The following is a 16,113-nucleotide window of genomic DNA, read 5'->3' on the forward strand; positions in this document are numbered from 1 at the left end:
CGTCGTAGTGTACATCGATCGTGCTCAGACGTAGYGCTGKGCTTTATGCGCATGACCATCGGCAAGGGCAAGGCCAACTATTGGCCAAACTCCATCGGCAATGGCTGCCCGATGATGACGCCTGAAGCCATGGGCGGCTATGTGCATTATATGGAGAAAGTCGAAGGCCATAAGATAAGAGCCCGCAGCGAAAGCTTTAACGACCACTACAGCCAGGCTACCCTGTTTTGGAACTCCCTCACCGAGCCTGAAAAAGAGCACCTGGTATCGGCGGCGCACTTCGAACTGGGCAAGGTAGAGCGCAAAGAGATCCGCAGACGGCAGGTTGCCAACTTCTATAAAGTAGACCCGCAGTTCGCGGCCCTGGTAGCTGCCGGCATTGGTGTGGAGATGCCTGTTGACCAGGACTCAGAGCCTACAGGCAATTTTGTGAAGGACGATGCCTCCGAGAAGATCAAAAAAGGCAAGTCGGTGAAAGAATCTCCGGCCATCAGCATGGAGAAAAACAAGATCGAGACAGCCAAGTCCAGGAGAGTGGCAATCCTGATCGAAGACGGCTTTGACTACAACGAAGTGATGCAGGTGAAGGAGGCCCTGGAGGCAGCCGGAGCACATCCGAAGATCATCTCCAAGCTGCTCGGAAAACGCGTTTCCAGCACCGGCCAGGAAATAGAGGTGGACAAGCACCATGTGTCAGCCGACTCCATCATGTTTGATGCAGTGTACATACCGGACGGCGAAAAGAGCGTGCGCAAGATGATGGGCCTGGGCGATGCGCTGCACTTTGTGGCCGAGTCCTTCAAGCACTGCAAGCCGATCGCTACCTCTGGCTTCGGCATTAATCTGCTCGAGAAGGCCTTTGTGGTTGGCGTTAATTTCGCTGAGAAAGATTCAGGTAAAGTGATGTCACACTCCGGCGTAGTAACTGCCGGCTCCGACGCCGACGCCGGTGATTTCGCCGATAAGTTTATTGAGGCCATTAAAATGCACCGCCACTGGGACCGTGAACGCCACATGACCCCAGCTTAAGTATTTAATGTTTGTTATTGATTGTTTGTTTGGAGCAAAGGCCGCGAATTTCGCGGCTTTTGCTTTTTAAGCTCAGTGGACTTAGCTAAAGTTTCAAACAACAATACTTTGTATTTTAGTTACGCAGGTATAGCTTGTCAGAATCTTTATATAGGCCCCCTACCCCAGGGATTTACATTTACGAGTGTCATCCCCCTGGCCCTTCGAAGGGTAGGGCCGTCGATTTTGTGTCAAGACAAAAAGTGAGGCCCGCCCGGCCAGGGCAAGCAACAAAGCGTTACTAGTTGCCACAGCCACCGCTACGCCAGTTGCAAACTGGCCTCATGCACAACCATAAGTTGCGCTCCGCTAAACTTGCGGTATACCTATACCTTGGCCGGAGGCATTACTATAATAGTGAAGGGGGGCGCTTACGCAGTGCACTATACCTGCAGCAAGCAACAACACAACCTCAAGCAATTCCCAAAATCCATTATCTTTACGAACACCTCTACACGAACCATGTCAAAACACAGCTATACCCTGAAAGCCACCACCCTGGCTTTGTCACTGGCTATATTCGGCGCATGCAGCAAAGGCCCTGCTACTAGCGCCTATACCTTACCTGTCGAAACTGGTGTATCCAGAACACTGGCCGAGTACCGCAACCAGACGCTGCGCAACGTGCAATACGACATCAAGCTGCAGATCCCCACTGGTAAGGAGGCGCCTATACCTGCATCTGAAACTATTTCGTTCAACCTGCTTAACAGGGAACAAGCCCTGCAGATCGATTTTAAGGAGCAGCCAAGCCACCTGCACGCTGTGCGGGTAAATGGAAAGCAAATACCGATCGAATTCGAGAACGAGCATATTGTGATCGGGCCGCGTTACCTGAAGGAAGGGCAGAACCAGGTGCAGATTGACTTCACGACTGGCAACCTGTCGCTCAACCGAAACGAAGACTACCTCTATACCCTGCTCGTGCCTGATCGTGCCCGTACCGTGTTCCCCTGCTTCGATCAGCCGGACCTGAAGGCGGTGTTCAATCTCACGCTCACGCTGCCGCAGGACTGGAAAGCACTAGCCAATGCCCCGCTACAGGATTCGTTGCTGACCGGCGCTACCAAGACCTATACCTACCTGCCTTCCGATACCATCCCGACCTACCTCTTCTCGTTTGTGGCCGGCGACTTCCGGAAGGTAAGCAACAGTGACCGGGGCCGTACCATGCACTTCTACCACCGCGAGACAGATCCGGACAAGCTGAAAAGTATAGATCCGATCTTCAGCATCCACCGTGATGCGCTGGCTTTTATGGAGGACTATACACGTATCCCCTACCCTTTTCAGAAGTTTGACTTCGTGGCTATACCTGACTTTCAGTACGGGGGCATGGAGCATGTAGGAGCAATCGACTATAAGGCCTCTACCCTCTTCCTGGACGAAGGCGCTACGAAAGACCAACTGGTGGGACGCTCCAACCTGATCGCGCATGAAACGGCGCACATGTGGTTCGGCGACCTGGTGACGATGCGCTGGTTCAACGATGTGTGGATGAAAGAGGTGTTTGCCAACTTCATGGCTGATAAGATCTCCAAGACAACGGTGAAGGACAGCAACTACGACCTCAAGTTCCTGATCGACCACTTCCCGGCAGCTTACAGCGTGGACCGCACGGCAGGTGCCAATCCGATCCGCCAGGACCTGGCGAACCTGCAGGATGCCGGCACGCTGTACGGCCACATCATCTACCACAAGGCCCCTATCATGATGCGTCAGTTGGAGCGGCTGATGGGCGAGCAGGCTTTTCAGGAGGGCCTCCAGGTATACCTGAAAACATACGCCAACAGCAACGCCACCTGGCCGCAACTGATCGAGATACTGGATGCCCGCACTCCGACGGACCTACAAGCATGGAACCAGGTATGGGTGAATGAATCGGGGCGGCCGGTATATGACTGTAAGCTGGATATAGAAGATGGAAAGATCAGTGTTTTTTCTATTTCCCAAAAAGGCGAAGACGGATCGGATCGTCTGTGGCCTCAGCTCTTTGAAGTAGCCCTGGTATATAATGACCGCATTGAGGAATATACAGTGAACATGGACCAGCCTTCCATTGAGTTCCAAGAGGTGATCGGCAAAGAGTGGCCACTTTATGTGCTGTTTAACTCCTCCGGACAAGGCTACGGGACCTTCCCCATTGATGCCCGGGGCATAAGCTACCTACCCAAGCTGCAGAACCCTGTGATGCGCGCATCGAGCTACATTAATCTGTATGAAAACATGCTCAACGGAGTAGATATTACGCCCGACATGATGCGCTACATTACACTACTGCAATCATCTAACGAGCAGGAAGAGCTGAACCTGAAGCTCTTGACGGGCTATCTGACTGACACATTCTGGAAATTCACCAGCCCGGAGCAAAGAGGCAAATTAGCCCCTGCCTTCGAAAAAAATCTATGGGACGCGATGGAGAAACAAAAGTCTGCCAACAACAAAAAGCTCTTTTTCAAAGCCTACCAAAGCATTGCCCTGACCAAAGAAGCACAGGACCGGCTGCACCAGGTATGGGAAGCGCAGAAAGCACCGGCAGGCGTCACGCTCAATGAAGATGACTATACCTCCCTGGCCCTCTCACTGGCCGTTCGTGACTATGCCAACTCAGCAGATATACTGCGCCAGCAGCTGTCCCGTATCAAAAACCCGGACCGTCAGAAGCGACTGCAGTTCCTGATGCCGGCACTGTCAGATGACGAAAAGGTGCGCGATGCCTTCTTTGCCTCGCTCAAAGACCGCAGCAACCGCGACAAGGAGGCCTGGGTTGGGGCGGCCCTCTCCTACCTGCACCACCCGCTGCGCGCCGCCTCGTCAGAGAAATACCTGCGTGAGAGCCTGGAACTGGTAGAGGAAATACAACTAACCGGCGACATCTTCTTCCCGACTAACTGGCTGCAGTCGACCTTCAGCCATTACCAGACTCCGACTGCCGCGGCGACTATACGCACCTTCCTGACCGAGCACCCGGACTACAACCCGAAGCTCAAAGGCAAGATTCTGCAGGCTGCGGATCATGTGTTCAGGGCGGAGAAGCTGGCGAGATAAGTTTGGGAGTTAAAACAAGAAGCCCGCTACTCACGCAGCGGGCTTCTTTATTTCTATAATTACTATTCGATTACATATCCAGCACCAGCGCGAAGATAAGCGGCGCTACAATCGTGGCGTCTGATTCGATCATGTACTTTGGCGTGTCTTTACCGAGTTTACCCCAAGTGATCTTCTCGTTTGGCACAGCGCCTGAGTAAGAACCGTAGCTGGTAGTAGAATCGGAGATCTGAGCGAAGTAGCCCCACAACGGAACACCATCGCGCTGCAAATCCTGGTGCAGCATCGGCACCACGCAGATCGGGAAGTCACCGGCTATACCGCCACCAATCTGGAAGAAACCGATCGTTGATTCTTCCTTGGCTGTGTTGGTATACCAGTCAGCCAGCTCGATCATGTACTGTATACCTGTTTTCATGGTATGCACATTCTTGATGTCGCCGCTGATCACGTGACCGGCGTAGATGTTACCCAGCGTAGAGTCTTCCCAGCCCGGCAGATGATCGGCAGGTTTTTCTTGGCCGCCTCCAGCATCCAGCTGTTCTTCGGATCGATCTGGTAGTACTGCTCCAGCTCGCCACTCAACAGGATCTGGTAGAAAAACTCGTGCGGGAAGTAAGCTTCTCCTGCTTTGTCAGCTTTTTCCCAGTACTTCAATACCACATGTTCCAGACGACGCATGGCCTCTTCCTCAGGTATACAGGTATCAGTTACGCGGTTCAGGTGACGGCTCAGCAGTTCTTCTTCGTCAGCGGCCGACAGTTCGCGGTAATGCGGTACGCGCTCGTAAAAATCGTGCGCTACCAGGTTGAAGATATCCTCCTCCAAATTGGCACCTGTACAGGAGATCGCGTGGATTTTATCCTGGCGGATCATCTCAGCCAGAATGATACCCAACTCAGCCGTAGACATGGCACCAGCCAGCGTCACCAGCATTTTACCGCCGTTGTTGAGGTGTGTCTTATATCCTTCGGCTGCGTCGATGAGCGAGGCTGCGTTGAAGTGCTTGTAGTGCTTTTTTAAAAATCAGATACTTCCATTTTCCTTGTGTTTATACTTTGTACTAATTCGTGTTTATACTCCTGTAACCCGATATGAGTTAAAAAAAGATCTTCTTCCGCAAAGATATACTTTAATACAACATGCCTCTTCGCTTACTTCGAAACCAGCTTCAGTCCGATGATAGAGCCGATGAGCAGGAAGATGAAGAACAGCCGCCAGAGGTCAGCAGACTCCTTGTAAAGCAGCATACCAACCAGCACCGTACCCACTGCGCCTATACCTGTCCAGATGGCGTAAGCCGTGCCCATCGGGATAGTCTGGATCGCTTTGTTCAGCAGAAAGAAGCTGGTGGAAATGCACAGGAAAAACCCAACAGACCACTTCATTACACTGAAGTTGTTGGATAGCTTAAGGCAGGTAGTAAACCCGACCTCAAACATGCCCGCCATGATTAGATAGATCCAGCCCATTTACTTTTTTTACAAAGGTCGGGACTCCGGGCCGGAAGAAATTTAACAAATGTTAAAAAATCACCTGACCTCCGCCCGGATGCGGCTGAGGGTAACCTGCGTGACGCCCAGGTAAGAGGCGATCTGGTTGAGGGGCACGCGCTGGATCAGGGCGGGGTTCTGCTGCAGCAGGGCCTTGTAGCGCTCGGTGGCTGACTGGAACTGAAAGACCATGAACCGCTCCTCTGTTTTTATGAGCTCGTACTCGGCCAGCTTGCGGCCCCAGTTTGCCAGCTCGATGTTGGTCAGGTATAGCTCCTGCAATTGGGCCAGGTCCATGGCCTGCACCACCGAATTTTCGAGCAGCTCCACGGTTTCGTAGCCAGGCTTGTTGGCCACATAGCTGTAGTAGGAGAAAACCAGGTCGCTCTCGGCACCGAACCAAAAGGTCACCTCCTGATCGTTGCGGTAGCAGAAGGCACGTGCGATGCCACGCTCAATAAAGAACACCTTGTTGCTCACCTGCCCCTCCCGGAAAAGGATATGCCCTTTGGGCAACTCCTGCCGCTGCATCAGCGCCGTGAGCTGCTCAAAGGATCTATCCGAAATAGGGTATAACTGCCGGATGGCCTGTTCGATGGTCTGCACCATTTGCTTTTGCAAAAAGGTTACTTGGCTGGTTTCTCGATCACGAGATTGTGGTTGGTGTAGATACAGATGTCGGCGGCGATGTTGAGGCTTTCGCGAACCATATCCTCGGCCGAGAGGTGTGGAGCATGCTTCTTCAGGGCCAGTGCCGCTGCGTGTGCAAACATACTGCCTGAGCCGATAGCGGCAATCTGGTTGTCTGGTTCCAGCACGTCGCCCGTACCGGAGATGATCAGCAACTCCTCTTTGTTGGCTACCACCATCATGGCCTCCAGTTTGCGCAGGTACTGGTCTTTGCGCCAGTCTTTGGCCAGCTCAATGGCAGCACGCTTCATGTTGCTCTGGTAGGCATTCAGCTTCTCCTCGAAACGCTCGAGCAGCGTGAAGGCATCGGCGGTGGAACCGGCAAAGCCCGTCACGATCTTGCCGTCGAGCAGCTTGCGGATCTTTTTGACATTGCTCTTGGCCACATGCTTGTCCATGGTGGCCTGTCCGTCGGCGCCTACACATACTTCACCGTTGTGGTATATACCTACTACTGTAGTTGATCTTATTTTTGCCATCTCTGTGTTTTGGTTTATGTGAAAGGTATACGGCTATACCTTAAAAAGCTTTAGCTACAGCCAGGACTTCTGCAAACAAAACGCCAAAGGTATAGCAGCCGACAAATTGTCGGGTTAGAAACAAACTATACCATGGCACCATATCTTAAAGAAGCTGTATCTTAGCGTTGCAGGAGCTTAAAAATTAGAATAACACACTGCCCGTTACTTCACAACACTAAATCGTATGCTGACATTGTTCAGGTTATGGAAGCTTGCTTTAAGCCGACAAAACATGCATCTGGCAGGACGTTTATGCACGTTCCTGACACTCCTGCGCATTCATATACAGGCCAAGTTTGATAACAGACCCGATGGACTCATACAGATTCAATTCGAAGGTTACACTATGGTGAGCTATAGCTATGTAACCATTATTGAGCTATATATTGAGATTTTTATCAAACAGGCATACCGTTTCGAAACCACCATTGCTCGGCCAATTATTATAGATTGCGGTGCAAATATGGGCATGTCGTTACTATACTTTAAACGGCTATACCCTCAGTGCGAAGTTTGGGCTTATGAAGCCAATCCAGATGCCTTCACCTTGTTGCAACTCAATGTAGCACTCAACAAGTTGGAGGGTATACATTTGTTTAACTATGTACTTTCAGATACTGACGAAGAAGTTGACTTTTATATACCTACAACCAGAGCAGGACTGAATGGTTCTTTAGACCCCACAATTGCAAAAGGCATGAAGCAGCGCTTAAAGGGCTATAGACTATCAGGCTTGATGCCCTTCAACATAGAAATCGATTTCGTAAAGATAGATACTGAAGGAGCAGAATTCAACATTTTGGCAGAATTGAGTGAATCCGGACGATTAAACGACATAAAGCAGTATGTCGTAGAACTGCATGCCAGCAGTGAAAATATACAACTGCAATACAACAGATTACTAAACTTTTTTGGCTCATCGTATATTCATACTTCCGTAAGCGACCAGTATACTAAAGGTTACCCACATGTGATCAAATTTTGCAGAAAGGACCTGCTTGCAGGCCCGTACCTATAAGCTGCTGGCTGCAAGCTTCTGCCAAATCATGCCGTCTTTTGCTATCTTTGCCCTTGCAACTAGATACTCAGCTTCTAAATACTTACGATATGAGCAAAGCAAATTGGGTGACCGTAAAAGAATACGAAGACATCACCTATAAGAAATGCAATGGCGTGGCCCGTATTGCCTTCAACCGTCCGAACGTGCGTAACGCCTTCCGCCCGAAAACGGTGGGCGAACTGTTTGAGGCTTTTTTGGACGCCCGTGAAGATACCTCGATTGGGGTGGTGCTGTTCTCAGCCGAGGGACCTTCTACCAAGGACGGGGTATACTCCTTCTGCAGCGGTGGCGACCAGAATGCCCGTGGTCACCAGGGTTATGTAGACGAGGCAGGTATGCCGCGACTGAACATCCTGGAAGTGCAGCGCCTGATCCGCTTTATGCCGAAGGTGGTGATTGCTGTGGTGCCGGGTTGGGCCGTAGGTGGCGGACACTCGCTGCACGTGGTGTGCGACCTAACGCTGGCTAGTAAGGAGCATGCGATCTTTAAACAGACCGACGCCGATGTGACCAGCTTTGATGGTGGCTATGGTTCGGCTTATCTGGCCAAAATGGTGGGTCAGAAACGTGCCCGTGAGATTTTCTTCCTGGGCCGCAACTACTCTGCACAGGATGCCTACGACATGGGTATGGTAAACGCCGTGATTCCGCATGCCGAGCTGGAAGACACTGCTTACGAGTGGGCGCAGGAGATCCTGGCCAAGTCCCCTACATCGATCAAGATGCTCAAGTTCGCTTTCAACCTGACCGACGACGGCATGGTGGGCCAGCAGGTGTTTGCCGGCGAAGCTACCCGCCTCGCTATATGACCGACGAAGCCAAAGAAGGCCGCAACGCCTTCCTGGAGAAGCGCAAGCCGGATTTCTCAGACATCAAGTGGATTCCGTAAGGTATAGCTGCATTATAAAGGTATAGCAAAGCCGCTCCGTTTTGGAGCGGCTTTGCTGTTTTTTTGGTAATGAGCTGTTGCGGATAAATACAATTCATAACCTTAAGGATCGAGTATTTAAGAGGTCTGCACCCCTTACTAAAACTAACTACCAATAAATCAACCACATTAATCTGATATAACGGGTATACCCGTTTTACCCGGTTATATCAGATTATTTCTACGCTTTTATCAGGTCATTTCGCTACATGATATGCTTATTTCTCCTTAACGCATAGTAGGAATGTATAATTAAATATACATTAAGAAGGCATCACGCCAAATCTATATCCGATTTCAGGTTTAAATCACCGCAATAGATCTTGCTAGAAATAATTCAGTTGAGGAATGATTTGTTTTCAGTAAGATTTCTTATATTGAATAAGTAAGCTATATAAGCTCTAAAAGAACTAAATGCCAGTTTCAGGTAAACTAAGACTATAATGAGTGGAAGCTAGCAACTCCACACATAGTGCAGATAAAAGGAGTAGGTACTCCTGCTAGCAAATAGTTGGACCTCATATTAGTTAGAAATGTTCATTGGAAAGAAAGAGAAAAAGCCTGTATTTGACTTAGAAGGATTCGGCCTATTAGAATTGAATACCGACAAAAGTGGGAGTGAATGGTTTGGGAAAGTTCAGAATATTTCAAAAAACCATACTATAGAACTTTCGATTGAAGTAGAAGACAATTCTTCGCCCTCGCTTAATCAGGTTGAGTCTATAAAGCGATTTACTGAAAGTATTGAATGCATAGAGCAAGCTATTTATAAATACATCCACGATTGCTTTGAAGGTACAAAGTGGCAAAGGACAGAAGAAGACTTGAAAAAGATGTATTTTCTCTCGGCTATAACCCTCAAAAGTGATAATGCTGACATATGGGTTACACTTGAGCCACAGATAGATGTCCCCACAATTTTTAACTATCTTCCTCGACTCACCTTGAGAAACAATGAAATAGTGTGGAGTAACCTAAAATAAATACGTAGCCCAACACGGCACAGGCTCCACACTCGGCTGTGCCTCGTTCGCAGCCTGTCCTAATCCGTTATCTGTATTAAAAATTGCACCCCATCCCATAAAGTCAACCGTGATCTTGATCTGGAAAGCAGGAAATTAGAATAACAGCACACATACTTTTACATAATGTCCGGAGCACATAAAGTGACAAATTCTGATTCGTTTATCTCTGTTTGAGTAGTCGTGTTTTCTTCACTTTCGTTCGATCTAAATGTATTGCTACATTGACCGAGCACCACCCAAATAATTACAAAAATTAGAATTGTACTGAAGCATCCTCACCTAGTTTTTTAGCACCATAGCCAGCAATCAATCCTCTGAATAATTTATTCATAGTAGTATTTTTATGTTTCTCGTAAGAAACGATATTTGGAATATGAAGTTTTGTTTGCTTGCCTAAACGTACCTATAAAGTTATTTGCATAAGGTTATATGGCAGGCTTGCTGCTTTATACTAGTCTAAAGGAGTAATAAGGTGGAGTATGGGAGAAGACTTATATGGACTTTCTACAGAAGCTTTGTGCTGGCTTCGATTGTGATTACCATTTGCTGTATCAAACTACTCTGGGATTACGATTTCATGATATTCGGCATTCTGTTTTGGTTTAAAGTGGCCACCCTTGGTATTGTATTTTACTTTATTAATAGCAATAAAAGCAACCATTATTATCAAAACCTGGGCGTGTCAAGGACTGTGCTCTGGGCAGCTACCTTGAGCTTTGACCTTTTCCTGTTTATATTTCTCACCGTTCTTGCCTTCAAAATCAGATGACCCACAAACTGGAAGCAGACAGTATTCAATTGGAGTATGATGGAAGAAGGATACTTTCCGACGTCTATGTAAAATGCGAAACAGGGGGAATAACTGGTCTGCTTGGTAGGAACGGACAAGGTAAATCCTGCCTGATGAAAATCATATACGATATTCTAAAGTGTGACAAGTCCGTCAGGTTCGATAATAAGATTCAGTTTGAAGCTTTCAAGCGCCCCGACTTACTTCTTTACCTTCCTCAGTTCAACTTTATACCACCACATATTAGTTTGAAAAGGATATTCAGTGACTTTGAAATGGACTACGCATCATTTGCGCATTGATTTCCGGAATTTATGATAAAGTATAAGTCTTCTATCGGTAATCTATCTGGTGGTGAGCGTAGGTTAGTTGAAATTTACTCAGTTGTGAAATCGGTGTCTCAGTTTGCCATGCTTGATGAGCCATTCATGCATCTGAATCCGATACAGATTGATAAGGTAAAAGACTTTCTTGTTGAGGAAAAGCAAAACAAAGTGCTCATCATAACAGACCACATGTTCAGGCATGCCTTAGATATTTGTGATACTTTATACCTGCTAACAAATGGTAAGACTCACCTGGTAAGTACACCTGAAGAAATAGAGGAACTTGGTTATGCAAGGGTATAATGCATGGTGAAAATCTGGAGCATACTTAGCTAAGCCTTAGTTAAGCACGTTGTCAGAATCTAAAACAGTAAAGCAAAACTCGTCAATGACATGGAAAACGAAAAGGCATTTGTAAGGCATTTTTCCAGGCAGGGGTTCCCCAACCTGAGAAACTGGACATCATCGCCCAGCACTTTCACGAGAAGCTGATTGACAAACACGACCACCTCCTGAGCGAAGAAAAATCAGTCAGGAATACTTGCTGCTCGAAAGTGGTTTTATGCGTGCTTATTCGCTCGATACAGAAGGCGACGAAGTAACCACCGCCTTCTATGGGGCGGGGCAACCTGTATTTGATGTGGCTTCCTTTTTTATGCACACGCCTGCCAAAGAGAGTATTCAGGCCCTGGCCCCCTGTAGTGGCTGGGTCATTTCTTTTGATGATCTGAACAAGCTCTTTCATAGCATACCTGAGTTCAGAGAAGTTGGCAGAGGGATATTAGTAAAAGGATACGCCTCTCTCAAACTGCGCATGCAATCCATGATTACAGAGACGGCCGAAATACGCTATGCCATGCTGCTGCATTCGAACCCCGAAATATTCAGGCAGGCACCTCTCAAACACATCGCCTCTTACCTGGGCATCACCGACAGCTCGCTTAGCCGTATCCGGCGGGACATCAGTAGACAACACAAGTAAAATTTTTTACAGTCTGCTCTACTTCTTGCCAAATGGCAAGTGTATTGGCGCGCCAGTGTGTTTACTTTGAATCGTAATTCATTAAACGCAATGGCATTATGGAAACATTACCGCTTTACATTTATGGCACCTTTGTACCCACGGTACTTGCTGCCGCTTACATTTTTTCGAAAGCCTCCCATACCCGCTGGCTCTTTTATGTCTTCCTTGGTTGGATGGCACTGACAGCTGCATTGGCCTGGGGTGGTTTCTTTACGGTGACAGACACCTTGCCGCCCCGCTTTCTGGTAGCCGTGTTGCCCCCGCTCCTGGGTCTTATTGCAGCTTTTTGTTCTCCTAAGGGAAGGGCCTGGCTCGATACTTTCGATTTGAAAACCCTTACGCTCCTGCAGGTCATGCGCATACCTGTTGAACTGGTACTGTTCTGGCTCTTCCTACACCAACTCACGCCCGAACTCATGACCTTCCAGGGAAGGAACCTGGATATTGTATCCGGTATTACGGCCCCGTTGGTATACTATCTGGCATTCGTGCGAAACAAGTGGCGCCCCGAACTGCTAATAGGCTGGAATATAGTCGCACTTGGCCTGCTGATCTTCACGGTAAGCAATGGTGTGCTCTCCGCCCCCTCCCCATTTCAGCAGTTTGCCTTTGAGCAACCCAATGTGGCCGTACTACTCTTTCCTTTTATCTGGCTGCCTGCTGTAGTAGTGCCCATCGCTTATTCCGCCCATATTATCTCCATCAGACAGCTGTGGAAGGCATATAGGAGGAATAGGAAATTTATATATAATTTAGGGTCAGTTAAGCAGATTTAAAAACCACTACATGCACCCACAAGTAAACGACTACATCAACACATCCGAAAAACACAAGGAAACCCTTGAGGCTCTACGCCAACTGGTTCACGACACCGTACCTGGCGTAGCAGAGGAGTTTAAGTGGAGCCGCCCTGTTTTCCGCTCCGACAAAGACTTTGCTTACCTTAAAACTGCCAAAGCCTATGTCACACTCGGCTTTTTCCAGTTCAGTAAACTCAAGGACCCAAACGGCTTGCTGGAAGGAACCGGCAAAGACATGCGCCACATCAAGATCAAAAGTGTGCAGGATATCGATCGCGAACTGCTGAGGGAGTGGTTTAAAGCCGCAGCGGTATAGCCAAACCAGACCGCTCACGTATACCCGCCTATGAAAACCGAGAAAGAGAAAATGCTGGCGGGAGAATTGTACGACCCGCTGGACAAGCAGATATCGGACGAGCGCCTGCAGGCGCGGCTGCTCCTGAAAGAACTCAACGACAGCCGGGAAGACCAGGCAGAAGAACGCAGCCGCCTCCTGAAAGCCCTCATCCCACATACTGGTGATGGGCTTTGGGTACAGCCTCCCTTTTACTGCGACTACGGCTACAACATGATCGTGGGCGAACGAGTGTTTTTCAACTTCAACTGTGTGGTGCTCGATGTGGCAGAGGTGCGCATTGGAAGTCGCACCCTGTTCGGCCCCAATGTGCAGGTATACACGGCCACTCACCCGATGGACTATCGGGAACGTGCTTCCGGGCTGGAGTTCGCCAAATCTATCTCGATCGGAGAAGACGTCTGGATAGGCGGTAGTGCTGTGATCTGCCCTGGCGTGACGATCGGGGATCGCAGCGTAATCGGGGCAGGCAGTGTGGTGACCAAAGACATACCTGCTGATGTGTTTGCGGCGGGCAATCCCTGCCGGGTGATACGGCAGCTGAATGATAATTAGAATGACCAAGCAGGTATAGCTTCTCTACAATCACAAAGGGCCTCTCCGTTTCCGAAGAGGCCCTTTGCTTTGTCTATTTAAAATTACTTATACCAGTATTCTCACCGGGTTCTCAAGCAGGTTCTTGAAGGTCTGCAGGAAGGCAGAACCAACGGCGCCGTCTACTACACGGTGATCACAGCTAAGCGTTACTTTCATCACGTTACCGATTCTGATCTGGCCGTCGCGCACAACCGGAGTCTGCTTAATGCCACCCACAGCCATGATGCAGGCATCCGGCGGGTTAATGATGGCAGTAAACTCTTCGATGCCGAACATACCCAGGTTGGAGATGGTAAACGTGTTACCCTCCCAGTCAGATGGCTGCAGCTTCTTGCTCTTTGCCTTGCCGCCCAGGTCCTTCACTTCAGCAGCGATGGTTGAAAGCGACTTGTAGTCGGCGTTGCGTACCACTGGAACCAACAGGCCTTCTTCTACCGCCACAGCCACACCGATGTTGATGTGCTTGTTATAGCGGATCTTGTCGCCCAGCCACGAGGAGTTCACGGCAGGGTGCTGACGAAGCGCCGCAGCGGCCGCCTTGATCACCAGGTCGTTGAACGATACTTTTACCGGAGACACTTCATTGATCGACACACGGGCCTCCATGGCCTTGTCCATGTCGATTTCCATGGTCAGGTAGAAGTGCGGTGCAGAGAACTTGCTTTCAGCCAGACGACGGGCAATCACCTTGCGCATCTGCGACACGTTCACTTCTTCGTATGAATCGGCCGGAGCGCCAGGTATAGCCTGTGCAGATGGAGCAGCAGCAGGAGCCTTGGCAGCCTCTTTCTGCGGAGCAGCTTCAGATGGCTTGAAGTTCTCCACGTCGCGCAGCACAATACGGCCACCTTCGCCTGATCCTTTGATCTGGCTGAGGTTAAAGCCTTTCTCTTTGGCTACTTTCTTGGCAAGCGGAGAAGCCTTGATACGGCCGTTTCCTTCAGCGGCTACTTGTTCTGTCTCACCGGCAGGTACTTTCGTATCCTGTACTTTATCTTCAGTAGTCTCTTCAGTGCGGGCTTCTATGTTTTCGTCAGACTTGGCATTCTCTTCGCGTGAGCGTTCTTCTACGCCACCTTCTGCATCGAGCAGGGCCTGGTAGTCAGCACCTTTCTCACCAATGATCGCGATAACCGCATCGATCGCAACGGAGTCACCTCGTTCACACCTGTGTAAAGCAGCGTGCCGTCTTCGTAAGACTCCAGCTCCATGGTTGCCTTGTCGGTTTCCACTTCAGCCAGTACATCGCCTGCACTCACTTTGTCGCCTACTTTCTTCAGCCATGATACCAGCACACCTTCTGTCATGGTATCGCTCATCTTCGGCATACGGATCACGTTTGCCTGATGTTGGACGTATCCACGGAGGTTTTAGCGGTAGGAGTATCAGCTTTGGCAGGAGCGGCCTCTTTCTTTTCTTCTTTCTTCTCGGCCTTCGGCTCTTCTTTAGGCTCATCCTTCGCTGCTGGCTTCTCCCCGTTTCCGGCTCCGCTCAGCAGGTCAGAGATATCCTCGCCTTCTTTGCCGATGATCGCTATTACAGCATCAACAGGTACAGAATCGCCCTTCTGCGGACCAATGTGCAACAGGGTTCCATCTTCGTAGGACTCCAGCTCCATGGTCGCCTTATCGGTTTCCACTTCGGCCAGTATATCGCCGGCGCTTACCTTGTCACCTACTTTCTTAAGCCAAGATGCAATCACCCCCTCCGTCATCGTGTCGCTCATCTTAGGCATTCGTATCACTTCAGCCATAATTTATCGTCTTGTTTGTTCGCCTATTTCGTCTAATCAATAAGTCCCAAAATTAGACCTAAAAATATTTTATTCAAACTATACTCTCTAATTTGTTCAGGACCTGAAATTATACCTGCACATCCTGCAAATGGGCCACGTCACAGTACTTCTTCACAGTGAACATACTACCTGTGAAGTCGAGCTGGTAGAGGCACAGGTTCTGGTGCTCGAACTGGTCCATGCAGCGCAGCGGGAAGCGCAGCAGCTGACTCAGCAAAATGCGCATGGCCCGGCCATGCATGCAGATCAGCACGTTTTCTTCTGCCGGCCTGCTCAGGATCAGGTCCACCACAGGCTTCTGCCGGGCGGCCACCAGGTCGGGGCTCTCCCCTCCTTCTATGCACAGACCGGTTTCGCCTTCGGTCCAGGTCTGCAGCATGCGGTGGTAGTAAGCATCCTCCTCCGGGGTGATGCGTGTGCCTTCACGGGTGCCCCAGTTGATCTCATTCAGCCCGGCATGGCGCTCGTGCGGTATTCCCTTATCTATAAAGCCCTGCACCGACTGCACGGCACGCTGCAGGGTGGAGGTGTATACCTTATCGAACGGAATGTGCTGGTATTTTTCAAAAAACGCGGCTGCCTGTCTGCGGCCA

The 16,113-nt window shown here is 49.5% G+C and carries 14 protein-coding genes and 3 pseudogenes; 11 read left to right on the forward strand and 6 right to left on the reverse strand.

From position 1 onward, the window contains the following. Both O71_RS18985 and O71_RS18990 read left to right on the forward strand, forming a co-directional pair. The coding region (locus O71_RS18985) for a catalase-related domain-containing protein (protein ID WP_192811711.1) at positions 1 to 1,029 on the forward strand (1,029 nt) is incomplete at its 5' end. A 501-nt stretch (positions 1,030 to 1,530) separates the two neighbouring features. Further along, entirely contained in the window at positions 1,531 to 4,116 is a 2,586-nt protein-coding gene (locus O71_RS18990) for a M1 family aminopeptidase (protein WP_040574830.1), read from the forward strand. Between the two features lie 70 nt (positions 4,117 to 4,186). On the opposite strand, the pseudogene O71_RS18995 reads toward O71_RS18990, so the two are convergent. The 4 genes and pseudogenes from O71_RS18995 to hslV all read right to left on the reverse strand — a co-directional run bounded on the left by O71_RS18995 (position 4,187) and on the right by hslV (position 6,778). Further along, positions 4,187 to 5,100 (reverse strand): annotated as a pseudogene (locus tag O71_RS18995) (deoxyhypusine synthase family protein). A 170-nt stretch (positions 5,101 to 5,270) separates the two neighbouring features. Further along, the gene (locus O71_RS19000) at positions 5,271 to 5,588 is read right to left on the reverse strand and encodes a multidrug efflux SMR transporter (RefSeq protein WP_007660233.1); all 318 of its coding nucleotides are present in this window, start codon (positions 5,586 to 5,588) and stop codon (positions 5,271 to 5,273) included. Positions 5,589 to 5,648: 60 nt separating this feature from the next. Beyond that, positions 5,649 to 6,218 carry a Crp/Fnr family transcriptional regulator gene (locus tag O71_RS19005; protein WP_007660236.1) on the reverse strand — a complete coding sequence of 190 codons (570 nt, stop codon included), beginning with the start codon at positions 6,216 to 6,218 and terminating at the stop codon, positions 5,649 to 5,651. 17 nt (positions 6,219 to 6,235) lie between these two features. Then, a complete protein-coding gene (gene hslV, locus O71_RS19010; protein WP_007660238.1) occupies positions 6,236 to 6,778 on the reverse strand; it encodes an ATP-dependent protease subunit HslV in 543 nt (180 codons plus the stop codon). A 274-nt stretch (positions 6,779 to 7,052) separates the two neighbouring features. Between hslV and O71_RS19015 the strand changes: the two genes are divergently transcribed. From O71_RS19015 to O71_RS19055, 9 genes and pseudogenes are all read left to right on the forward strand, one after another. Then, positions 7,053 to 7,838: an FkbM family methyltransferase gene (locus O71_RS19015; RefSeq protein ID WP_007660240.1), complete on the forward strand. Its 786-nt coding sequence runs from the start codon at positions 7,053 to 7,055 to the stop codon at positions 7,836 to 7,838. 89 nt (positions 7,839 to 7,927) lie between these two features. Then, positions 7,928 to 8,769, forward strand: a pseudogene (locus O71_RS19020) (1,4-dihydroxy-2-naphthoyl-CoA synthase). A gap of 572 nt (positions 8,770 to 9,341) precedes the next feature. Next, positions 9,342 to 9,791, forward strand: coding sequence for a hypothetical protein (locus tag O71_RS19025; protein ID WP_007660247.1), 450 nt, complete (start codon positions 9,342 to 9,344; stop codon positions 9,789 to 9,791). An 807-nt stretch (positions 9,792 to 10,598) separates the two neighbouring features. After that, entirely contained in the window at positions 10,599 to 10,925 is a 327-nt protein-coding gene (locus O71_RS27565; protein WP_007660251.1) for an ATP-binding cassette domain-containing protein, read from the forward strand. 12 nt (positions 10,926 to 10,937) lie between these two features. Beyond that, positions 10,938 to 11,252: a hypothetical protein gene (locus tag O71_RS23540; RefSeq protein ID WP_007660259.1), complete on the forward strand. Its 315-nt coding sequence runs from the start codon at positions 10,938 to 10,940 to the stop codon at positions 11,250 to 11,252. Positions 11,253 to 11,490: 238 nt separating this feature from the next. After that, positions 11,491 to 11,931, forward strand: coding sequence for a Crp/Fnr family transcriptional regulator (locus O71_RS19040; protein ID WP_007660260.1), 441 nt, complete (start codon positions 11,491 to 11,493; stop codon positions 11,929 to 11,931). A 98-nt stretch (positions 11,932 to 12,029) separates the two neighbouring features. Then, entirely contained in the window at positions 12,030 to 12,749 is a 720-nt protein-coding gene (locus tag O71_RS19045; RefSeq protein WP_007660262.1) for a hypothetical protein, read from the forward strand. Between the two features lie 10 nt (positions 12,750 to 12,759). Continuing rightward, the gene (locus O71_RS19050) at positions 12,760 to 13,089 is read left to right on the forward strand and encodes a DUF1801 domain-containing protein (protein ID WP_007660264.1); all 330 of its coding nucleotides are present in this window, start codon (positions 12,760 to 12,762) and stop codon (positions 13,087 to 13,089) included. A gap of 30 nt (positions 13,090 to 13,119) precedes the next feature. Then, positions 13,120 to 13,683 (forward strand): sugar O-acetyltransferase, encoded by a 564-nt coding sequence (locus tag O71_RS19055; protein ID WP_007660266.1) that lies wholly within the window; start codon positions 13,120 to 13,122, stop codon positions 13,681 to 13,683. Positions 13,684 to 13,770: 87 nt separating this feature from the next. Here O71_RS19055 and O71_RS19060 read toward each other — a convergent pair. Both O71_RS19060 and O71_RS19065 read right to left on the reverse strand, forming a co-directional pair. Further along, positions 13,771 to 15,478 (reverse strand): annotated as a pseudogene (locus O71_RS19060) (pyruvate dehydrogenase complex dihydrolipoamide acetyltransferase). A gap of 109 nt (positions 15,479 to 15,587) precedes the next feature. Beyond that, on the reverse strand, positions 15,588 to 16,113 hold a 526-nt coding region (locus O71_RS19065; RefSeq protein WP_007660270.1), incomplete at its 5' end, for a histidine phosphatase family protein.

It is taken from the genome of Pontibacter sp. BAB1700, from assembly GCF_000277005.1.
Classification (GTDB): domain Bacteria; phylum Bacteroidota; class Bacteroidia; order Cytophagales; family Hymenobacteraceae; genus Pontibacter; species Pontibacter lucknowensis.

Bases quoted from the DNA above. Each gene is read 5' to 3' on its own strand.
- O71_RS18990 (WP_040574830.1), top strand. From the start codon at position 1,531: ATGTCAAAACACAGCTATACCCTGAAAGCCACCACCCTGGCTTTGTCA.
- O71_RS19000 (WP_007660233.1), bottom strand. From the start codon at position 5,588: ATGGGCTGGATCTATCTAATCATGGCGGGCATGTTTGAGGTCGGGTTT.
- O71_RS19005 (WP_007660236.1), bottom strand. From the start codon at position 6,218: ATGGTGCAGACCATCGAACAGGCCATCCGGCAGTTATACCCTATTTCG.
- hslV (WP_007660238.1), bottom strand. From the start codon at position 6,778: ATGGCAAAAATAAGATCAACTACAGTAGTAGGTATATACCACAACGGT.
- O71_RS19015 (WP_007660240.1), top strand. From the start codon at position 7,053: ATGCATCTGGCAGGACGTTTATGCACGTTCCTGACACTCCTGCGCATT.
- O71_RS19025 (WP_007660247.1), top strand. From the start codon at position 9,342: ATGTTCATTGGAAAGAAAGAGAAAAAGCCTGTATTTGACTTAGAAGGA.
- O71_RS27565 (WP_007660251.1), top strand. From the start codon at position 10,599: ATGACCCACAAACTGGAAGCAGACAGTATTCAATTGGAGTATGATGGA.
- O71_RS23540 (WP_007660259.1), top strand. From the start codon at position 10,938: ATGATAAAGTATAAGTCTTCTATCGGTAATCTATCTGGTGGTGAGCGT.
- O71_RS19045 (WP_007660262.1), top strand. From the start codon at position 12,030: ATGGAAACATTACCGCTTTACATTTATGGCACCTTTGTACCCACGGTA.
- O71_RS19050 (WP_007660264.1), top strand. From the start codon at position 12,760: ATGCACCCACAAGTAAACGACTACATCAACACATCCGAAAAACACAAG.
- O71_RS19055 (WP_007660266.1), top strand. From the start codon at position 13,120: ATGAAAACCGAGAAAGAGAAAATGCTGGCGGGAGAATTGTACGACCCG.